The organism is Martinezella lusitana, assembly GCF_900094565.1.
Classification (GTDB): domain Bacteria; phylum Pseudomonadota; class Alphaproteobacteria; order Rhizobiales; family Rhizobiaceae; genus Rhizobium; species Rhizobium lusitanum.
The window spans coordinates 47,535-67,215 of sequence record NZ_FMAF01000004.1; the positions used below are offsets into that span (position 1 = coordinate 47,535).

The following is a 19,681-nucleotide window of genomic DNA, read 5'->3' on the forward strand; positions in this document are numbered from 1 at the left end:
CACCGGATCGCCACGGCGACGATTTCCAAACCTGCGGCACGTCCCACGCCGCATCCATAAGCATCGATAGAAGGAAATAGAGATGAAAATCGATCGCATGCGGGTGTTCATGACCCGCGACAAGGACCGCCCGCGCGTCATCGTCGCGCTCGACACGGATGATGGGCTGACGGGCTGGGGCGAATGCTACAATCACGGCCCTGACAAGGCGCTTCCGCCGCTGCTCGACTATCTCTATGCCTTCATCGCCGGTCAGGATCCGACCCGCATCGACTATCTCGTCAACCTGTTGATCCAGCAAAGCCGGTTCCCGCCCGGCGCGCTGGGCTTGGCCGCGATCTCCGCGCTGGACCATTGCCTGTGGGATCTTTCGGCCAAGGCCGTCAACGTTCCGGTCTACAAGCTGCTCGGCGGCGCGGTGCGTGATCGCATCAAGGTCTATGCCGGCGTCTATACCGCACCGGATGCGCCGGCGGCGCGGGACGAATTCGACCGCCTGAACGCCGAATGGGGCTTTACCGCCTTCAAGCTCAGCCCGTGGCGCATCGACATGCATGCCCATCGCTGGGGCAATGTCGTCAAGGCTTCGGCCGACTACTTCCGCTCGCTTCGCGAAACGGTGCGCGACGACTACGAGATCGCCTTCGACGCCCATGCGAAGATCTTCGAGCCGGTTGCCGCGCGCCAGCTTGGCAATGCGCTGGCCCCTTACGATCCGCTCTTCTACGAAGAGCCGCTGCGTCCGGAAAACATCGAAATGTGGGGCGAGCTGAAACAGGGGCTCAACTGCGTGTTGGCGACGGGCGAGTCGCTCTATAATCGCAACGAGTTCCTGCGCCTGCTGCAGGTGAAGGGTGCGGATCTCATCCAGCCCGATATCTGCGTCGTCGGCGGCATCAGCGAGATGCGGCGCATCGCAACGCTTGCCGAGGCTCACTTCGTCGGCGTCGCCCCGCACAATCCGATGGGGCCGCTGGCAACCGCCGTCAACGTCCACTTCTCGGCCGCCGCCCAGAACTTCAAGATCCTCGAATACCGACTGCCGAAGGGGCAAGCCTATGTCTATGGCGGCAACGATATCGAAAAGCGCCAGGGCGAGACCCGCTATGTCGTCGATCCCTATCTGCCGAAGGACGGCTACCTCGAGCTGCGCCCCGACAGGCCCGGCTGGGGCGTCGACATGGACGAGAAGGCGATGGAGGAAGAGGGCTATATTCACTGGCAGCGGCGCGTGCCCAAGCGCCCGGACGGCTCCTACGCTTTCGCCTGACCGTTCGTCGGAGAGCGGCTCTTCGGATGCAGTGACGACAATTCGCTCACCTTAAACGAGACGGGCGGCTCTATGGCCGCCCGTCTCAGTCAACAAGCAGTGCAGCCACTGCGATTACTTGACCCGTGCGGCACCTGGACTGCCAAGGTCGTGCGACTTCGGCGTGCTTGGCGCCATGCGCCCGATCACGAGAACCAACAGAGCCGCCGCAAACAGACAGGCGGCAAGGAAGAACATCGGCGCAATGGTACTCCCGGTGGAATCCTTGATCCAGGGAACGACGTTCTGGGCGACGAAACCGCCGAGATTGCCGACGGAGTTGATGGCGGCGAGGCCTGCCGCGGCACCTGCGCCCTGCAGGAAGCGCGACGGCAGGCTCCAGAACACCGGCTGACCTGCGAAGATGCCGGCTGCTGCAATGCACAGGAAGGTGAACTGCAATGTATGGTCGGGGACAACAGCTGAGAGAACCAGGCACGCGGCGCCGACGAGAGCAGGAATGACGATGAACGGCGTCTTCGAGGTCGCCTTGTCAGCCGCAGCTGGCACGGCATAGAGCGCAATGGCAACGAGGAGCCAGGGGATGATGTTCAGGAAGCCGTTGGTCGTGTTGCTGACGCCGAAATTCTTGACGATGGTCGGCAGCCAGTAGCTTAGCCCATAGGCGGCCAGCGGGAAACCGACATAGCAAAGAGCCATCAGCAGCACGCGGGGATTGATGAGCGCGCGGAAACCGTCGGAAGCGTTTTGCTCCATGCCTGAATTTTCCGCCGCGAGCCTGTCCTTGAGCCAGGTCTTTTCCGCATCGCTCAAAAACGAAGCCTTCAGAGGCAGATCGGGCAGATAGAAAAACGTGATGATGCCGGCAATGATGGCGGGAATGCCGGTGACGAGGAAAACCCATTGCCATCCGGCGAGGCCATAGAGCCCATTCAGATCCAGGAGGACGCCGCCGAGCGGCGCGCCGATCGCATTGGCGAATGCGCTGAAGATCATGAAAAGGCCGACCATGGTGCCGCGATAGGCCGAGGGATACCAGAGGGTCAGCAGATAGAGCACGCCGGGAAAGAAGCCCGCTTCGCAGGCGCCGAGCAGGAAGCGCAGGATGTAAAACATGGTCGCGTTCTGCGTATAGGCCAAGGCGACCGTGACGATCCCCCAGGACACCAGAATGCGGGCGAACCATTTGCTGGCACCGTACCTGTCGAGAAGCAGGTTGCTCGGGACTTCGAACAAGAAATAACCGATGAAGAACAGCGACGCGCCAAGGCCATAGGCATATTCGCTCATCCCAAGGTCACCGACCATTTCCAGCTTTGCGTAGCTGACATTCTGGCGATCGATGTAGGCGATCAGATAGAGGATCCCCAGAAAGGGCATGAGCCTCCAGGTAATCTTGGAGATAAGCTGCTTCTCATCAACCACGTCTCTTCCTCCCTGCAAGACGATATTGAGGGATGTAGATAGTGCAACTCAGCGTTTATCAATGCAGGTTTCGGCGAAAAGTCGGCAAGAGCGCTATGGAAGCATTGGCCGCCAACAGGCGGCAGCCCATGCTTTGCCATCCGAAAGAAGTCCACCGAGAGTACCACGCTCATGAAGCGGCGAACGCATCATGGTTCCATCGTCCATACCGGCAGGAAAGCCTAAGCGACGCGCTCGAACTGCGTGCGGATATGCTCGATATAGTGCTGGCCGGGCGAAGGTGCCTTCACCATGGCGGCCACAGCCTTTTGCGGCACACCGGTGAACTGGCGCTCCTCGCCATTCTTGAAGCGAATGAAAAGGCGCCCGTCATCGGGGCGGAAGAAGACGGATTTAATGATCTTTGACGAAACTGGAAGCTCTTGCATGGGTCACCTACCTTTGTTTCGCTTTGTTGCACAAAAACTGAAAACATTGAGTGAAATGACCTAGTTAACGAAAGATAGAATTGCTTCGACGGATTTTATACATTGCGGTTTACCCGCCCTATTCCCCCTTCGGCAAGGCGTCATCCGCATAGAGCGCCGCAAACTCGGCGCTCGGCGGTATAGGCTTGATGATGTCGATCAGCACACCATTCGGATCGGCGGTAATGAAATGGCGTTGACCGAAAGCTTCGTCGCGTATGGCAAGAAGGATCGGCAGGCCGGCTTCGCGTGTGCGCTCATAAACAGCGTCCACATCTTCCACTTCGAAATTAAGCAATAGCCCGGCGACCCGACCACGCCCTTCCGCCGGGATCGTCTCGTGCCGCCCGTCCAGGATGGCAAGGTTGATACCACTGTCCTGCGCTGACTGCAGATGCACATACCAGTGGCTGGCGAAATTTTGCTGGAAACCGAAATGCTCGATGTAGAAGGCTGCGGTCTCCTCAACGCGCTCCGTCATGATGACAGGATAATAGCTCGTCACCTTCATGCTTCCCATCTCCCTTAAAATAACATACAGTCTGCCTGTATTTCAGCAAATAACATACAGGCTGCATGCATGCAAGACTATCGCTCCAATCGGGAAAGAACCGAGAAGACCAAGGCGGCGCTGATCGCAGCCGCGCGGACGCTCTTCGTGGAAAAGGGCTATGCCGAAACATCGACGCCGGAGATCGTCACCGCGGCCGGCATCACCCGCGGCGCGCTCTATCATCATTTCGAAGACAAGCGCGCGCTGTTTCGCGCCGTCGTGCGGGAGGAAGCCCTTGCGGTGACTCGTGAGATAGAGCGGGCCGCCCCGAAGCGCCTCGCGCCGCTCGACGCGCTGATTGCCGGCGGCAACGCTTATCTCGACGCGATGCGGGTTGTCGGCCGCACCAGGCTTCTCCTGATCGAGGGACCGACCGTGCTTGGCTTTGTGGAAATGAAGCAGCTGGACGAGGAAACCACCGCCCTCACCTTGAAACATGGCCTTGAAGCCGCGCTCGGCCCGGGGAACGGCTCGCGCATTCCCGTCGATGCATTGGCAGACATTCTTTCTGCCGCGTTTGATCGTGCGGCCCTCGCCGTGGATGCCGGCGGGGACGCGGCGCGCTATCGTGCCGCCATTGCCCATATGATCGAGCATATAACTGGCTGACTTTACTCGCGTCGGCCGTCCCATCGGATACCACAGTGCCGGGTGGATATAAGCTGTCTCAGAGGGTCGGAAACTGATCGTGACAAGAAGGCGCTGGTTGCGCGCATATTATTTAAGCATGCCGATTGCTTGACACATTTTTAGCCCCCACCTATGATTTTTACCAAATGATCAAAAAGCAGGGGATCAAAAAAATGACCAATGAAATCATACTGTCACGTCGTGCCGTCATCGCTTCGGGCATCGCGCTGGGGGTAAGCGCGCTTGCGCCGGCCGCTCGTGCCGCCGCGCCGCTCAAAGTGGCCGGCATTCATGCCTCTCCCGTCGAAAACGCCTGGAATTCCTGTCTTCACAAGGCGCTCCAGGACGCGGCCAAGGAGGGTGTTATCGAATACGTCTTTTCCGAAGGCGTTTCGGGCACCGATTATCCTCGCGCCATGCGCGAATATGCCGAGCAGGGCAACAAGCTGATTATCGGCGAGGCTTATGCGGTGGAGAAGGAAGCACGCCAGGTCGCCGCAGACTACCCGGACACGGCCTTCGTGCTTGGATCGAGCGGCGAAGCGGCCGGCAGCAACTTCGGCGTCTTCGGCACATGGAACCATGACGGTGCCTATCTCGCCGGCATGCTGGCGGGCAAGATGACCAAATCCAACGTCGTCGGCTCCGTCGGCGCGATCCCGATCCCCGAGGTCAACATGCTGATCAACGCCTTTGCAGCAGGCGTCAAGGCGGTCAATCCCGACTGCAAGCATCTGGTCTCCTTCATTGGCACCTTCTTCGATCCACCCAAGGCGCGCGAGGCAGGCCTTGCGCAGATCGATGCGGGCGCCGACGTTCTCTTCGGCGAGCGCATCGGCACAGCCGACGCCGCCAAGGAGCGCCACATCAAATCCGTGGGGTCGCTCATCGACTACACGCCGCGCTATCCGGACACGGTTTTCGCCAACGCCATGTGGTACTTCCGTCCCATTCTCAATGCCGCCATCGCCGATGCCGCCGCCGGCAAGCCGGTCGGCCGCAGCTACACGGCCTATGGCCTTATGAAGGAAGGCGGCAGCGATATCGTCTACGTCAAGGGTGTCGCGCCGGCGGACGCCGAAGCCGCGATGGAGAAGGTCCGCACCGACATCAAGGCCGGCACTTTTGAAGTGCCGAAGATGATGGATCAGCCGAAGTAATTCGGCCTGGTCATGAGCAGCCCGTCATCGGCCGACGCCACGGACCTCGCCGACGCCATCAAATCCGGCAAGCTCACCTGCACGGAAGCCATGCAGGCCTCTCTTGCCGCTTGCGCAGTCCATGAGGATCTCGGTGCCATAGCCTATCTCGACGCCGGGATGGGTCTTGCTGCCGCGCAAGTGATGGATGGAGAAGCGTTGGAGCGGCCCGAGCGTTTTGCGGCGCGATCATTCGCGGGCGTGCCGACCATCGCCAAGGATCTCGGTGGCCCCTTTGCAGGGCTGCCGGTGACGGCCGGCTCACGTCTTTTCGAGCGTAAAGGCAGTGAGGCCGACAGCGATCTGGCAAGACGATTTCGCGAGGCTGGCCTCTGCGCGTTCGGGCTGAGCACCAGCCCCGAGTTCGGCTTATCGCTCGCCTCCGAGCCGGCCATGGGTCCGATCTGCCGAAATCCGTTGGATCCGAGCCGCACCGCAGGCGGTTCCTCCGGCGGTGCGGCGGCCGCCGTTGCCGCCGGCATCGTGGCGATTGCCCATGCCACGGACGCGGGCGGATCGATCCGCGTGCCTGCCGCGTGCTGCGGCTTGGTTGGCCTGAAGCCGACCCGGGGTGCTATGCCCGCCGGCCCGGCCTTCGGCAATCATCTCGGCGGCATTGCCAGCGAGCTTGCCATCACCCGTTCCGTACGCGATACAGCCCGAATCTTCGCTGCCCTGCGCGGCATGACGAAGGGACCCTTTGCCGACATCGCGGAGCCTGCCGCCAAGCCGGGGAGCCTTCGCATCGGTCTGCTCGCAGATACCGGCGAGCGTTACCCGACCGCGGCCGATCGGCTGGAGGCGGTCGAAGCGGCCGCCGGCTTCCTCGAAAAGCAGGGGCACCGGCTTGTCCCGCTCGCCTGGGCTGATGTCGACGAAGCGGTCGCAGCCGGCGCCCGCGCCTTCGGCCACATCGTTTCCGTCAATATCGCTGGCCTGATGGACGACCTCAAACTGGATATTCTGGCGACAGAGGCAATGACGCAGGCCTTCATCATGCGCGGACGCGCCATGCCGGCGACGGCACTTTGGAGCGCCCTCAATGGCGCGGTAAGAGCAAGCCGCACATTGTGGGACCTCTTCGAGAAGGTCGATGTCATCGTCATGCCGATGCTGGCTAAGGCAGCTCCACCGATAGGATCCTTTCCAACGGATCATGGCGATACGGACCTGCATCTCGAGCGGATGACGGCTTTCGCGCCGCTTGCGTCGCTTGCCAACGTCTCCGGCTTTCCGGCCATTACGCTTCCCTTCGGCGCCGATGCCAATGGCCTGCCATTGCCGATCCAGCTCGTGGCGCCGATGGGCGAAGACGCGCTGCTTCTCTCGCTTGCGGCTCAGCTTGAAGCCGATGGGCGCTGGCAACACCGCCATCCGATCGCGGGGCTGGCCGCATGAACACGCCTGTTCTGACGATCGAAGGTGTCAGCAAACGGTTCGGCAATACCGTTGCCAATGACAATATCTCGCTGACGCTCGCCAAAGGCGAAATTGTCGCCCTGCTCGGGGAGAACGGTGCCGGCAAGACGACACTGATGAGCATTCTCTTCGGCCATTATGTGCCGGACTCCGGGCGCATCCTTGTCGATGGCGCCGAGCTGCCGCGCGGCAAGCCTCGCGCCGCAATTCGCGCCGGGGTCGGCATGGTGCACCAGCATTTTTCACTCGCACCCAATCTGACCGTGCTCGAAAACGTCATGACCGGCACGGAGACGCTCTGGTCCCTGCGATCGCAGACCGGAGCCGCGCGCAAGAAACTGATGGCGATTGCCGAGCGCTTCGGCCTGAAGGTCGATCCGGACGCACGCCTCGGTGACCTCTCGGTCGGCGAGCAACAGCGAGTGGAAATCCTGAAGGCGCTCTATAACGATGCGCGTATCCTGATCCTCGACGAACCGACGGCAGTGCTCACACAAATCGAAGCGGAACGGCTGTTCGCAACGCTGAAGGAGATGGCAGCACAGGGCCTGTCATTGATCTTCATCTCGCATAAGCTCGATGAAGTCATGGCGACAGCCGATCGTATCGTCGTCCTGCGTGGCGGCAAGGTTGAGGCCGAACGACGGGCGACCGAGACCAACAAGGCGGAGCTTGCGGAACTCATGGTCGGCCACCGGGTCACTCGGCCAACCCGCGAAGCGAGCACGCCGGGCGAAATTGCGCTGGAGGCGCGCGATATCACCGTGAAGATCGGCGATGTCGAGCGATTGAAGAAGATCAGTTTCCGCCTGCGCGCCGGCGAGATTCTCGGCATTATCGGCGTATCCGGCAATGGCCAGGCGGCGCTGGGACAAATCTTGTCCGGCACGCTGGCCCGCACAGCAGGCGAGCTTCTGCTCTTTGGCGAGCCCATCGATAATCCAGATGTGGCCGAGATCATTGGCGCCGGCATCGGGCGTATTCCCGAAGACCGAAACCGGGACGGCGCGATCGGCGAAATGGCGATCTGGGAAAATGCCGTGCTGGAGCGCCTGCCATCTTTCTCGAAGCACGGGCTGGTCGACCGCAGGGCCGGCATGGCCTTTGCGCAGGAGATCATCGATACATTCGATGTGCGCGGCGGCAACCCGGCGAGCCGCACCCGGCTTCTGTCCGGCGGCAACATGCAGAAGCTGATCCTCGGCCGCAATCTACATGAACGGCCGCGCGTCCTTGTCGCCGCCCAGCCGGCACGCGGCCTGGACGAAGGGGCGGTGGCGGCCGTTCACGGCCGCATATTGGAGGCGCGCCGGCAGGGCACGGCCGTGCTTCTGATTTCTGAGGACCTGGATGAAGTCATTGCCCTGGCCGACCGCATTCAGGCGATCGTCGGCGGCAAGCTCTCAGCGCCCATCGATGCGGACGAGGCGAATGCGCGCGCGTTGGGGTTGATGATGGCCGGAGAATGGAAAAGCGGGAGCGAGGCCGGCCATGCGGTTTGAACGGCGCGAACATCGCCCTCTTTACATGATGGTCCTCGCGCCGTTGCTGGCGATCGTCGCGGCTCTGGCGCTGGCGGGGATACTCATCGCCATTGCCGGCGCGCCCGTTCTCGAAGCCTATTGGCGCATCCTGATGGGTGCCTTCGGCTCGCGGCTTTCCGCGACCGAGACGTTGACACGCGCGACGCCGCTGATCCTGACGGGGCTGGCGGCCGCAGTCGCCTTTCGCGCCCGCCTTTGGAATATCGGCGCCGAGGGACAGTTCTATTTCGGCGCGATCGCGGTCGCAGCCTTTGGCTCGAAACTGCTCGCCAGCCTGCCGGCTCCGATCCTGATTCCGCTGCTTCTGGTCATCGGCGCCATTGCCGGCATGGTATTGATCCTCATTCCCCTGTGGCTGAGACTTCGCTTTTCCGTCGATGAGGTCGTTACCAGCCTCATTCTCAATTTCATCGCCGTGCTTTTCGTGTCCATGCTGATCGATGGCGTGCTGAAGGATCCGACCGCTTTCGGCTGGCCGCAATCCCAGGCCGTCGTCGATCATGCCATGCTGCCGAAACTGATCGCCCGCTCCCGCCTGCATATCGGTTTTGCGATCGCCATCGCGCTTGCAGCACTCGTCTATTTCATCCAGTCACGCACCGTCTTCGGCATGCAGTCTCGTGCCGCCGGCCTCAATCCGTCGGGTGCCGTCTTTGCCGGCGTCCGGCTTGGATCGACGCTGGTCAAGGTCGCCTGCCTTTCGGGCGGCCTCGCGGGCCTTGCCGGCGCGATCGAGGTGCTGGGCGTCAAGGGTTATGTCACGACGGATCTGTCGCCGGGTTTCGGCTATGCCGGTATTGTCGTCGCCATGCTTGCCAATCTCAATCCGCTCGGCGTGGTGCTGGCCGCGATCTTCACGGCGATGATGTTCGTGGGCGCCGATGGGATGAGCCGCAGCCTCGGCATTCCCACCTATATCGCTGACGTCACGGTTGCCTTGTCGCTGCTGACCATGCTGATCGCGCTGTTCTTCACGCAATACAGGATCCGCCGATGAGCACGCTGGTCGACATCATCGCTTCCGCCGGGCTCTGGGCAGCCGTACTGCGCATAGCCACGCCGCTGATCTTCGGCACGCTCGGAGCGCTCCTGTGCGAGCGCGCCGGCGTCCTCAATCTCGGCATCGAGGGCATCATGACCTTCGGCGCAATGATCGGCTGGCTCTCGGTCTATCACGGCGCCGATCTCTGGACCGGACTTCTGATCGCCGCGCTCGCCGGCGGCATTTTCGGCCTGCTGCATTCGGCGCTGACGGTGACGCTCGGCCTGTCGCAGCATGTGTCCGGCCTTGGTGTGACGCTCTTCGCCTCCAGCTTCAGCTATTATGTCTTCCGGCTGATCGTGCCGGTCGCCGGGACGCCGCCGACGATCACGCCGTTCCAGCCGATCGCTATTCCGGGGCTCTCGACCCTGCCCTTCATCGGCCCTGCCCTTTTCACGCAGACCGCGCCGACTTATCTTGCGATCCTCCTGGCGCTCGTAATGGCCTACATCATCTTTCGCACGCCGGTCGGGCTTGCCATCCGGATGACAGGCGAAAATCCGCATGCCGCCGAAGCCCAGGGCGTCAACCCGATGAAAGTTCGCTACGGCGCCGTTGTTGCCGGCAGCGCCTTGATGGGAATGGGCGGTGCATTCCTGACACTTTCGGCCTTCAACAGCTTCTTTCCAACCATGGTGCAGGGGCGCGGCTGGATCTGCATCGCGCTCGTCGTCTTTGCGTCGTGGCGGCCGGGTCGAGCGCTGTTCGGAGCGCTGCTTTTCGCCTTCTTCGATGCCTTCCAGCTACGCTTGCAGACTGCAGTGCAGGGCGTGCCTTACCAGATCTTTTTGATGACACCCTATATCCTATCCATCGTTGCGCTCGCCGTCATGAGCCGGCGCGCCCGTGTGCCGCAGGCACTGATGCAGCCCTACCGCCGCGGCGAAAGATAATCCGAGGAGCTTTTCATGTTCGACCTGATCATTCGCAAAGCCAATCTGCCAGATGGCCGCAAGGGCTTCGATATCGCGGTGAAGGATGGCAAGATCGCCACCATCGAAGCCTCGATTGCCGCCGAGGCGAAGGACGAGATCGATGCGACCAATCGGCTGGTGAGCCCGCCCTTCATCGATCCGCATTTCCATATGGACGCGACCCTGTCGCTCGGCCTGCCGCGCATGAATGTGTCAGGCACGCTTCTGGAAGGCATCGCCCTCTGGGGAGAGTTGCGTCCGATCGTCACGAAGGAAGAGCTTGTTGAGCGCGCTCTGCGCTATTGCGACCTTGCCGTGACGCAAGGTCTGCTCTTCATCCGCAGCCATGTCGATACCTCCGACCCGAAGCTGGTGACGGCCGAGGCGCTGCTCGAGGTCAAGGAGAAGGTGAAGCCCTATATCGACCTGCAACTCGTCGCCTTCCCGCAGGATGGCTATTATCGCGCCAAGGACGGTGTGGCGTCGCTGGCGCGCGCCCTCGACATGGGCGTCGACATCGTCGGCGGCATCCCGCACTTCGAGCGCACAATGGACGAAGGCAAGGCCTCGGTGGAAGCGCTTTGCAGGATTGCCGCCGACCGCGGCCTTCCCGTCGATATGCATTGCGACGAAACCGACGATCCGATGTCACGCCACATCGAGACGCTGGCGGCCGAAACCATTCGCTTCGGCCTACAGGGCCGGGTCGCCGGCTCGCATCTGACCTCGATGCATTCGATGGACAATTACTATGTCTCCAAACTCATCCCGCTGATGGCGGAAGCGAGGATCAACGTCATCCCCAATCCGTTGATCAACATCATGCTGCAGGGCCGGCACGACACCTATCCGAAGCGCCGCGGCATGACGCGCGTGCGCGAACTGATGGACGCCGGCCTCAACGTTTCCTTCGGCCATGATTGCGTGATGGATCCCTGGTACTCGATGGGCTCGGGCGACATGCTGGAAGTCGGTCACATGGCGATCCATGTGGCCCAGATGGCCGGCATCGAGGACAAGAAGAAAATCTTCGACGCGCTGACTGTGAACTCCGCCAAAACGCTCGGCCTCGAAGGCTACGGGCTGGAAAAGGGCTGCAACGCCGATCTCGTGATGCTGCAGGCGGTCGACACGGTGGAGGCGCTGCGCCTGAAGCCCAATCGTCTGGCCGTCATCAAGGGCGGCAAGGTGATCGCCCGCTCGGCGCCACGCATTGGCGAACTCTTCCTCGACGGCAGACCGTCGCGGATCGACGGCGGGCTCGACTACGTGCCCGTTCAGAAGTAGCGCGCTAGCCGCATCGCGGCAGGCGTGGGAAACCTTACTTTCCGACGCGCCTCCTGCTGCTCACAAGTCGGATCGCCGAAATCCCTGGCCGAATTCGTATAGTCGGCGCTGGTATTCGCATGCTTATTCACAAAGTGAAACTCAGCCATGACCAACTGACCAAACTTTGCTTTACAACTAACATGTCAGCGTGATACGCCTGATCTCACAAGATCGGGAGGATTGGATGAGAGAGAGTTTTGGCCTGTCGGCCGCCTTGGCAACGCCCTTTGACGCCGATGGCGAGATTGCCGTTTCGGGCGTGATCGCGCAGGCCAGGCACTGCCTTTCCAATGGTTGCAAGAGCGTCACCCTTTTCGGCACAACCGGCGAAGGCGCCTCGATCGGCATGCAAGAGCGCCAGCAGGTGCTGGCTGCGATGATGGCTGCAGGCATCGCTCCCTCGCAGATCGTCATGGGTGTGTTGGTCGATGCAGCCGAGGATGCTGCCGCGCAGGCAAGGGAGGCTCTTGCACATGGTGTCCGCAACATTCTTTTGGCACCCCCCTCCTATTTCAAGAACGTCAGCGACGATGGGCTTTTCAAGTGGTTCGCGGCCGTCTTCGCCATGCTGGGCACACATGCACGCGACGTGATCGTCTACAACATTCCTTCCGTGACGATGGTGCCGCTCTCCATTTCTCTCGTCGGCCGTCTGCGCGCCGCCTTTCCGGATACCGTCGTCGGCGTCAAGGATTCCTCCGGCGACTGGCCCTATACCGAAACACTGCTGAAGACCCATGGCGCTCTCATTATTCTCATTGGCGATGAGCGGCATCTAGCCCGCGGGGTACGTCTCGGCGGACAGGGCGCCATCTCCGGCATGGCGAACCTGCTTCCCCGCGAAGTGCAGGCCATGGCGGAAAAGGGTATCGATGATGCCAATGTCGAACGTTTCGTTGGGGAGTTGCTGCACTATCCCGTCATCCCGTCCATCAAGGCGATCCTCGCCCGCATGACGGGTGACGAAAGCTGGCTTGCCGTGCGCCCGCCCCTTGTGCCAATGAGCAAGGACGATTGTGACAAGCTCTTTGCTGTCTTCGGCGCCTTGTTTCGCGCTAAGGCCGCCTAGCCGAACTGCCCGGAGCCGCCGATGGATGGAACTGGCGAACAGCCGACGTTGAGAGAGAAGGCCTATGAGAGCTTCACGCGCCATCTGCTGGCGCGCGACGTTCGGCCGGGCCAGTTCATCTCGCAGCGACGGCTCGTCGAGCTGACGGGACTGACGCTCGGAGCGATCCGCGAGCTGATCCCCCGACTGGAGGCGGAAGGGTTGATCAAGACGGTTCCACAGCGCGGGCTGCAGATCGCCCACATCGATCTCGACCTCATCCGCGAGGCCTTCCAGCTTCGCATCTTCCTGGAGAAGGAAGCGGTCGCACTTTTCACCTATTCGGCTTCGGACGAGACGATTGCCAAGCTTATGAAGGAACATCGCGACATCGCCGACGCCATCCGGGCCGGCGACGCGTCGCCGGAGCTCGAATTGCATGCGCAGTCGGTCGATTGGGGCATGCACGACGCCTTCATCGACGCACTCGGCAATACCATCATTTCGAACGCCTACCGGGTCAATTCCATCAAGATGCGCCTGATCAGCCAGGACAGGTTCCGCATCAACGGACATGTGGGCCCCGTGATGCACGAACATCTGAAAGTGCTCGAAGCGATCCAGCGACGCTCGGCCGAGGAGGCGGTTGCCGCTCTCGCTTCCCACATCAACGGAGCACGGGACCGCGCATTGAAGATTTGAATAAACAAGGCCGCAAATGAGGAGATTTTCGGCCAAAGGAGGAGGAACAGGATGTCATCATCATTTTTCAATCCGACGCGTCGCGGCTTCATGGCCGGCACGGCTGCCCTTGGAGCGGCAAGCCTTCTGGGCGTGCGCTCCGCATCGGCGGCCGTCGACTGGAAGCGCTTTTCCGGCACGACGCTCGAAGTCAACCTGATCAAAAGCCCGCGCAGCGACACGATCCTCAAATATCTGAGCGAGTTCGAAGCGCTGACGGGGATCAAGGTCAACGCCGAGGCGACGCCTGAGCAGCAGCAGCGCCAGAAGACGACGATCGAACTCAGCACCGGCAAGCCAAGCTTCGACGTCGTCCATCTGAGCTATCACGTCCAGAAACGGCAGTTCGAAAAAGGCGGCTGGCTTGCCGATATCAGCGGCTTCCTGAAGGACCCGTCGCTGACCGATCCGTCGCTCACGGAAAGCGATTTTGCCGAGGCCGGCCTGAAATTCGCCAAGGACCCCGCCGGCGTCATGCGCTCCTTGCCCTTCTCGGTGGACTACTGGATCGTCTACTGGAACAAGACCCTGTTCGAAAAGAAGGGCCTTGCCTATCCCGAAACCTTCGAGGACATGGCGAAAGCCGCGGAGGCGCTGACCGATAAGTCGACCAATACCTACGGTTTCGTCGCCCGCGGCCTGAAGAATGCCAATGCGCCGGTCTGGACGACCTTCATGCTCGGCTATGGCGCAACGCCGCTCTCGGCCGACGGCAAGTTGCAGACGACATCGCAGGGAGCAGTGGACGCTGCGACGCTCTATCAGCGCCTGATGACGAAATCGGCTCCTCCCGGCGTTTCCGGCTTCAACTGGGCCGAGGCACAGTCGGCCTTCCTGCAGGGCAAGATCGGCATGTGGCTCGATGGCGTCGGCTTCGCGCCGCCGATCGAAAATCCGGAAAAGTCCCGCGTGGTCGGCCAGGTCGGCTACGGCGTCATGCCGAAGGGACCGAGCGCGCAGGCTGCGGCAACCACCGGCGACGGTATCGGCGTGACCGCCGCCAGCCAGAAAAAGGAAGCCGCCTATCTCTTCTGCCAATGGGCGATCTCCCATGACATGGGCGCACGCCTGCTGCAGGCCGGCGCCGGCGTTCCGTTCCGCCAGTCCATTCTGGAGGATCAGAAGGTCCGCGAGGGCGTCAAGATGCCTGGCCCATGGCTGGACGCTGTCGCCGGCTCCGCCAAGGTCTCGCAGCTCGCCCTGCCCGTCATCATTCCGGTCACGGAATTTCGCGACATCTATGGCGTGGCGCTGACCAACATGATCGGCGGCGCCGACCCGGCAAGCGAACTGAAAACGGCAACGGCGCAATTCGAGCCGGTACTGGCACGAAGCGAGGGATAATGGCCTCCGTGAGCATCGAAGATACGAGGGCGACGAAGGCTGAGAAGAGGAGCAAGCCGAAAAGGCTTGTTCCAAATTATTGGCCCTTCGTCATTCCCGCACTGATCGTGATCGCCGCCGTCATCGTCTTCCCCTGGGTCTTCACCCTGTGGATGAGCGTGAACAAGTGGACGCTCGGCCAATCGCAGAGCTTCATCGGCTGGGACAACTACGTCCGGCTGGCGACCGATCTGCGCTTTTGGGAATCGCTCTGGCACACGGTCCTCTATACCGTACTCTCCGTCGTCGCTCCGCTGATATTCGGAACGCTGGCGGCCCTGATCTTCGATACGAATTTTCCGCTGCGCGGCTTCCTGCGCGGCGTCTTCGTCATGCCGATGATGGCGACGCCGGTCGCCGTGGCGCTGGTCTGGACGATGATGTTTCATCCGCAGCTCGGCGTGCTCAACTACCTGCTGTCGCTTGTGGGCATTGGGCCGCAGGAATGGATCTACAATCAGGTGAGCGTCATTCCTTCGCTCGTTCTGGTCGAGGTCTGGCAATGGACGCCGCTGGTCATGCTGATCGTGCTCGGGGGTCTCGCCTCCGTGCCGCGCGAACCCTATGAGAGCGCCGAGATCGACGGCGCCAACGCCTGGCAGAAGTTCCGCTATCTGACGCTGCCGATGATATCACCCTTCCTGATGATCGCCGTCATCATCCGCGGCATCGATGCGATCAAGAGCTTCGACATCATCTATGCAATGACGCAAGGCGGCCCGGGAACGGCGTCCGAGACCATCAACATCTATCTCTACAACACCGCCTTTGCCTATTACGACATCGGCTACGGCTCGGCCATGGCGGTGGTGTTCTTCATCGTCATCGTCGCGCTCTCCTTCATGCTTCTGATGATGCGCCAGCGCACAAAATGGACCGACGCGGAGGGGCATTGACATGAAACGCTCGACACTCAACCGCATCGGCCTACTCTTCGTGGCCCTGGTCATGGTTTCGCCGGTCGTCCTGTTCTTCCTCTGGATGATCTCGCTGTCGCTGAAATACGAGATCGACAACGGCGCCTATCCGCCGATCCTCATCCCGGATCGCTTCGCCTGGTCGAACTACGTCCAGGTATTCCAGGAAAACAACTTCTTCCTCTACTTCTGGAACTCGGTATTGGTGACGGGTGCGGCCACCCTGCTCGCGCTCATCATCGGCGTGCCGGCAGGCTATGGCATCGCGCGGCTGAAGGCGGAAAAATCCGCGATCGTCATCATGATCGCCCGCATGACGCCGGGCCTTTCCTTCCTCATTCCGCTGTTTCTGCTATTCCAATGGCTCAATCTGTTGGGAACGCTCTGGCCGCAAATCATCATCCATCTCGTCGTCACCGTACCGATCGTCGTCTGGATCATGATCGGCTATTTCGAGACCACCCCGATGGAATTGGAGGAGGCCGCAAGCATCGATGGCGCCACCCCCTGGCAGGTCTTTCGCCTCATCGCCTTGCCGATCGCGCGGCCCGGCATCGTCGTTGCCTTCATCCTCTCGGTCATCTTCTCCTGGAACAACTTCGTCTTCGGCATCGTGCTTGCCAGCCGCGAAACCCGGACGCTGCCTGTCGCCGTCTACAACATGCTCTCCTTCGAACAGGTGAGCTGGGGACCGCTTGCGGCCGCCGCCTTGATCGTGACGCTGCCGGTCCTTGTCCTCACAATGTTCGCACAACGGCAGATCATCGCGGGCCTGACCGCCGGTGCCGTCAAATGACCTACCTTCCTTTTGACAGCATTCCGTTCCTGGCATCCGCAGACATAGGGAGCGGGAAGCGGCCTTGACGTCCTCATCTGTTTTCGATCCGCCGGCGGGCGCCCCGAAGCATGTCCTCTGTGTCGGCGCCGCGGTTCTCGACACCCTCTTTCGCGTCCACACGCTTCCAACCGGCCAGGGTAAGGTGCTGCCGTATGATATGCTGCAGATTGCCGAGGGCATGGCCTCGAGTGCTGCTTATGCAGTCGCACGCCTCGGCGGCAAAGCGAGCCTATGGGGAGCCGTCGGCAATGACGAGACCGGCGAACGGATCATTCGCGAACTCGCGAGTGCCGGGATTGTCACCGGAGGCATGCTGTGCGTCGAAGGCACCCGCTCCGCTGTCTCGACAATTCTGATCGATGACGACGGGGAAAGGCTGATCGTCCCTTTCTACGATCCGAAACTGCACCACATGACGAAAGCCTTCACGCCGGAAGATTTGGCCGACGTCGATGCCGTCCTCGTCGATGTCCGCTGGCCGGCATTGGCGCTGAGGGTTTTGAAAGCGGCAAGAAGCATGGGTAAGCCAGCCATCCTCGACGGCGATGTCGCGCCGGATGGCATCATCGAGCGGTTGGCGCCTGAAGCCACTCACATCGTCTTTTCCGAACCCGCAGCACAACGCCTCACCGGAATCGAAGATTTCGCTGAGATGGTGCGTCTGTTGAAGCGAAGGTTCGGCCATTCCTTCATCTGCGTCACGGCGGGTGCGGCCGGCAGCTTCTGGTGCGACGATCACAGCAATGACGTCAGACACAGCCCGACAATTCCCATAAGGGCGGTCGACACGCTGGCCGCCGGCGACATCTTCCACGGCGCCTTCGCTCTTGCCATCGCCGAGGGGAAAACGCCCGCGGAGGCCATCCAGCTTTCTTCCATAGCTGCGGCTATCAAATGCGAGGCATTTGGAGGGCGATCAGGGGCGCCGACCCGCACTGATGTCATCGCGCGCTTGGGCTCACATGAGGCATCAAGCCTCTAGTAGATCGCAACGCTCACTTCTTGAGATAGAGCTCCGCCACCCCTTGTTTATGGAGTGACACCGATGCACGCGTGGATTATATAAATCCTGCGACTCAAGCAGGAGGATCGCCAGATGAGAAATTTCAGCACCCACTAGCGCTGAACGGCGACGCCGAATTCGGGCTGCTGTTCAGTCCCTTCTTGTCCTTTCATATCCTCCTCAGTGCCCATGGAGGGCATTCATGCTTCGTCGCTTCTTTTCCTATTATGCGCGCTATAGAAAGCTGTTTTTCCTCGACTTCGGCTGCGCCGTGCTTGCCGGCCTGCTGGAACTCGGCTTTCCTTTGGCGGTCAAGCTTTTCATCGATCAGCTGCTGCCAAGCCGTGACTGGGGCCTGATCTTCGGCACCGCCGCGCTGCTGCTTGTCGTCTACGCGATGAACACCGGCCTCTCGGCAGTGGTCAATTATTGGGGCCATGCGCTCGGCATTTCGATCGAGTCCGATATGCGCCGCCAAGCCTTCGACCATATCCAGAAGCTCTCCTTCCGCTATTTCGACAACAACCGCACCGGTCACCTGATCACCCACGTCACCAAGGATCTCGAGGAAGTTGGCGAAATCGCCCATCACGGCCCCGAGGACCTGTTCATCGCGATCATGACCTTCGTCGGCGCCTTCCTGCTGATGTTCAGCGTGCACTGGAAGCTCGCGCTGCTGACGACGACCATCGTGCCGTTCATGACCTGGCTGGTCAGCCGCTACGGCTCCAAGATGACCGTGAATTCGCGCAGCCTGTTCGGCAAGGTCGGCAACTTCAATACGCGGATGCAGGAAACCGTAGGCGGCATCCGCGTGGTCAAGGCTTTCGCCAATGAGAGATACGAAAGCCAGCTGTTTGCCAGCGACAACGAGGATTACAAGGCGACCAAGCTCGATGGCTATGCCTATATGACGGCGAGCATTGCGCTCAGCTATTTCAGCACGCGCCTGGTGCAGCTCGTCGTCATGATGGCAGGAACCTGGTTTGTCATATCGGGAGAGCTGAGCTATGGCGGCTTCGTCAGTTTCCTGTTGCTGATCAACGTCTTCTTCCGCCCGATCGACAAGATCACGTCTGTTATCGAGACCTATCCCAAAGGCATTGCCGGCTTCAAACGCTTCCTCTCCTTGATCGACACGGAACCGGACCTTGCCGACAGACCAAATGCGATTGCGGTTGACCATCTGAAGGGCGATATCGCCTATAGCAGCGTCGCCTTCGGCTATTCCGATCAGACCACGATCTTCAAGGATCTCAATCTGACGATCGCGGCTGGCGAGACCGTGGCATTCGTCGGCGCCTCCGGCACTGGCAAGACGACCATCTGCTCGCTGCTGCCACGCTTTTACGACGTGACGGCTGGCAGCATCACCATCGATGGCGTCGATATCCGCGACATGACCCAGGCCTCGCTGCGCAGCCAGATCGGCATCGTGCAGCAGGACGTCTTCCTGTTCGGCTCGACCATTCGCGAGAATATTGCCTATGGAAGGCTCGGCGCGACAGACGAGGACATCATGAAGGCGTTGCAGCGCGCTTCGCTCGACGAGTTCGTCCGGTCCTTGCCCGCTGGGCTCGATACGCCGACGGGCGAGCGCGGCGTCAAACTTTCGGGCGGACAGAAGCAGCGCCTGGCGATTGCCCGCATATTCCTCAAGGATCCGCCCATCCTGATCCTCGATGAGGCGACCTCGGCGCTGGATACGGCGACGGAATATGCGATCCAGCAGGCGCTTTTGGAGCTGGCGAAAGGCCGCACGACGCTGGTCGTCGCGCACCGGCTGTCGACCATCCGCAATGCGGACCGCATCATCGTCATGGGCGACAATGGGATTATCGAGCAGGGCTCGCATGATGAGCTACTGGCCCGTCGCGGCGCCTATGCCCGACTGCATAACGCGCAGTTTGGCCTCTATGCCTGATTTGTCGATGTAACCTGGAGCCGAGGCTTTATGCC

The 19,681-nt window shown here is 61.1% G+C and carries 18 protein-coding genes; 15 read left to right on the forward strand and 3 right to left on the reverse strand.

The window, feature by feature from the left end:
- Nucleotides 1-82 precede the first annotated feature (82 nt).
- A complete protein-coding gene (locus GA0061101_RS09595; protein ID WP_037192145.1) occupies nucleotides 83-1,270 on the forward strand; it encodes a galactarate dehydratase in 1,188 nt (395 codons plus the stop codon).
- A gap of 114 nt (nucleotides 1,271-1,384) precedes the next feature.
- Here the strand turns inward: GA0061101_RS09595 and GA0061101_RS09600 are convergent, their stop codons facing one another.
- The 3 genes from GA0061101_RS09600 to GA0061101_RS09610 all read right to left on the reverse strand — a co-directional run bounded on the left by GA0061101_RS09600 (nucleotide 1,385) and on the right by GA0061101_RS09610 (nucleotide 3,673).
- The gene (locus tag GA0061101_RS09600) at nucleotides 1,385-2,695 is read right to left on the reverse strand and encodes an MFS transporter (RefSeq protein WP_037192147.1); all 1,311 of its coding nucleotides are present in this window, start codon (nucleotides 2,693-2,695) and stop codon (nucleotides 1,385-1,387) included.
- Nucleotides 2,696-2,916: 221 nt separating this feature from the next.
- On the reverse strand, nucleotides 2,917-3,123 hold the full coding sequence (locus GA0061101_RS09605) for a KTSC domain-containing protein (RefSeq protein WP_034506791.1): 207 nt from the start codon (nucleotides 3,121-3,123) through the stop codon (nucleotides 2,917-2,919).
- 118 nt (nucleotides 3,124-3,241) lie between these two features.
- A complete protein-coding gene (locus GA0061101_RS09610; protein WP_037192151.1) occupies nucleotides 3,242-3,673 on the reverse strand; it encodes a VOC family protein in 432 nt (143 codons plus the stop codon).
- A 69-nt stretch (nucleotides 3,674-3,742) separates the two neighbouring features.
- On the opposite strand from GA0061101_RS09610, the gene GA0061101_RS09615 reads away from it, so the two are divergent.
- The 14 genes from GA0061101_RS09615 (at nucleotide 3,743) to GA0061101_RS09680 (ending at nucleotide 19,646) form a co-directional block, all read left to right on the forward strand.
- Complete coding sequence (locus GA0061101_RS09615) at nucleotides 3,743-4,324, forward strand: TetR/AcrR family transcriptional regulator (protein ID WP_037192153.1); 582 nt, start codon at nucleotides 3,743-3,745, stop codon at nucleotides 4,322-4,324.
- A gap of 194 nt (nucleotides 4,325-4,518) precedes the next feature.
- Complete coding sequence (locus tag GA0061101_RS09620; protein WP_037193134.1) at nucleotides 4,519-5,505, forward strand: BMP family protein; 987 nt, start codon at nucleotides 4,519-4,521, stop codon at nucleotides 5,503-5,505.
- A 12-nt stretch (nucleotides 5,506-5,517) separates the two neighbouring features.
- Nucleotides 5,518-6,942, forward strand: coding sequence for an amidase (locus GA0061101_RS09625; RefSeq protein WP_037192155.1), 1,425 nt, complete (start codon nucleotides 5,518-5,520; stop codon nucleotides 6,940-6,942).
- A complete protein-coding gene (locus GA0061101_RS09630; RefSeq protein ID WP_037192157.1) occupies nucleotides 6,939-8,465 on the forward strand; it encodes an ABC transporter ATP-binding protein in 1,527 nt (508 codons plus the stop codon). The genes GA0061101_RS09625 and GA0061101_RS09630 overlap by 4 nt, the downstream gene beginning before the upstream one ends.
- Entirely contained in the window at nucleotides 8,455-9,504 is a 1,050-nt protein-coding gene (locus GA0061101_RS09635; RefSeq protein WP_037192159.1) for an ABC transporter permease, read from the forward strand. Before GA0061101_RS09630 ends, GA0061101_RS09635 begins: the two co-directional genes overlap by 11 nt.
- Nucleotides 9,501-10,442, forward strand: a complete 942-nt coding sequence (locus tag GA0061101_RS09640; protein ID WP_037192161.1) for an ABC transporter permease — start codon at nucleotides 9,501-9,503, stop codon at nucleotides 10,440-10,442. Before GA0061101_RS09635 ends, GA0061101_RS09640 begins: the two co-directional genes overlap by 4 nt.
- A gap of 15 nt (nucleotides 10,443-10,457) precedes the next feature.
- Nucleotides 10,458-11,750, forward strand: a complete 1,293-nt coding sequence (locus GA0061101_RS09645; protein ID WP_037192163.1) for an amidohydrolase family protein — start codon at nucleotides 10,458-10,460, stop codon at nucleotides 11,748-11,750.
- A gap of 226 nt (nucleotides 11,751-11,976) precedes the next feature.
- Nucleotides 11,977-12,861, forward strand: coding sequence for a dihydrodipicolinate synthase family protein (locus GA0061101_RS09650; protein ID WP_037192166.1), 885 nt, complete (start codon nucleotides 11,977-11,979; stop codon nucleotides 12,859-12,861).
- 21 nt (nucleotides 12,862-12,882) lie between these two features.
- Nucleotides 12,883-13,542, forward strand: coding sequence for a GntR family transcriptional regulator (locus tag GA0061101_RS09655; RefSeq protein WP_037192168.1), 660 nt, complete (start codon nucleotides 12,883-12,885; stop codon nucleotides 13,540-13,542).
- A 51-nt stretch (nucleotides 13,543-13,593) separates the two neighbouring features.
- Nucleotides 13,594-14,925: an ABC transporter substrate-binding protein gene (locus GA0061101_RS09660; protein ID WP_037192170.1), complete on the forward strand. Its 1,332-nt coding sequence runs from the start codon at nucleotides 13,594-13,596 to the stop codon at nucleotides 14,923-14,925.
- Nucleotides 14,925-15,860 (forward strand): carbohydrate ABC transporter permease, encoded by a 936-nt coding sequence (locus GA0061101_RS09665; protein ID WP_037192172.1) that lies wholly within the window; start codon nucleotides 14,925-14,927, stop codon nucleotides 15,858-15,860. Before GA0061101_RS09660 ends, GA0061101_RS09665 begins: the two co-directional genes overlap by 1 nt.
- A gap of 1 nt (nucleotide 15,861) precedes the next feature.
- Nucleotides 15,862-16,677, forward strand: coding sequence for a carbohydrate ABC transporter permease (locus tag GA0061101_RS09670; protein WP_037192174.1), 816 nt, complete (start codon nucleotides 15,862-15,864; stop codon nucleotides 16,675-16,677).
- 64 nt (nucleotides 16,678-16,741) lie between these two features.
- Complete coding sequence (locus GA0061101_RS09675; protein WP_037192177.1) at nucleotides 16,742-17,701, forward strand: sugar kinase; 960 nt, start codon at nucleotides 16,742-16,744, stop codon at nucleotides 17,699-17,701.
- A 223-nt stretch (nucleotides 17,702-17,924) separates the two neighbouring features.
- Nucleotides 17,925-19,646, forward strand: a complete 1,722-nt coding sequence (locus GA0061101_RS09680; RefSeq protein ID WP_037192180.1) for an ABC transporter ATP-binding protein — start codon at nucleotides 17,925-17,927, stop codon at nucleotides 19,644-19,646.
- The last annotated feature ends 35 nt before the right edge of the window (nucleotides 19,647-19,681 follow it).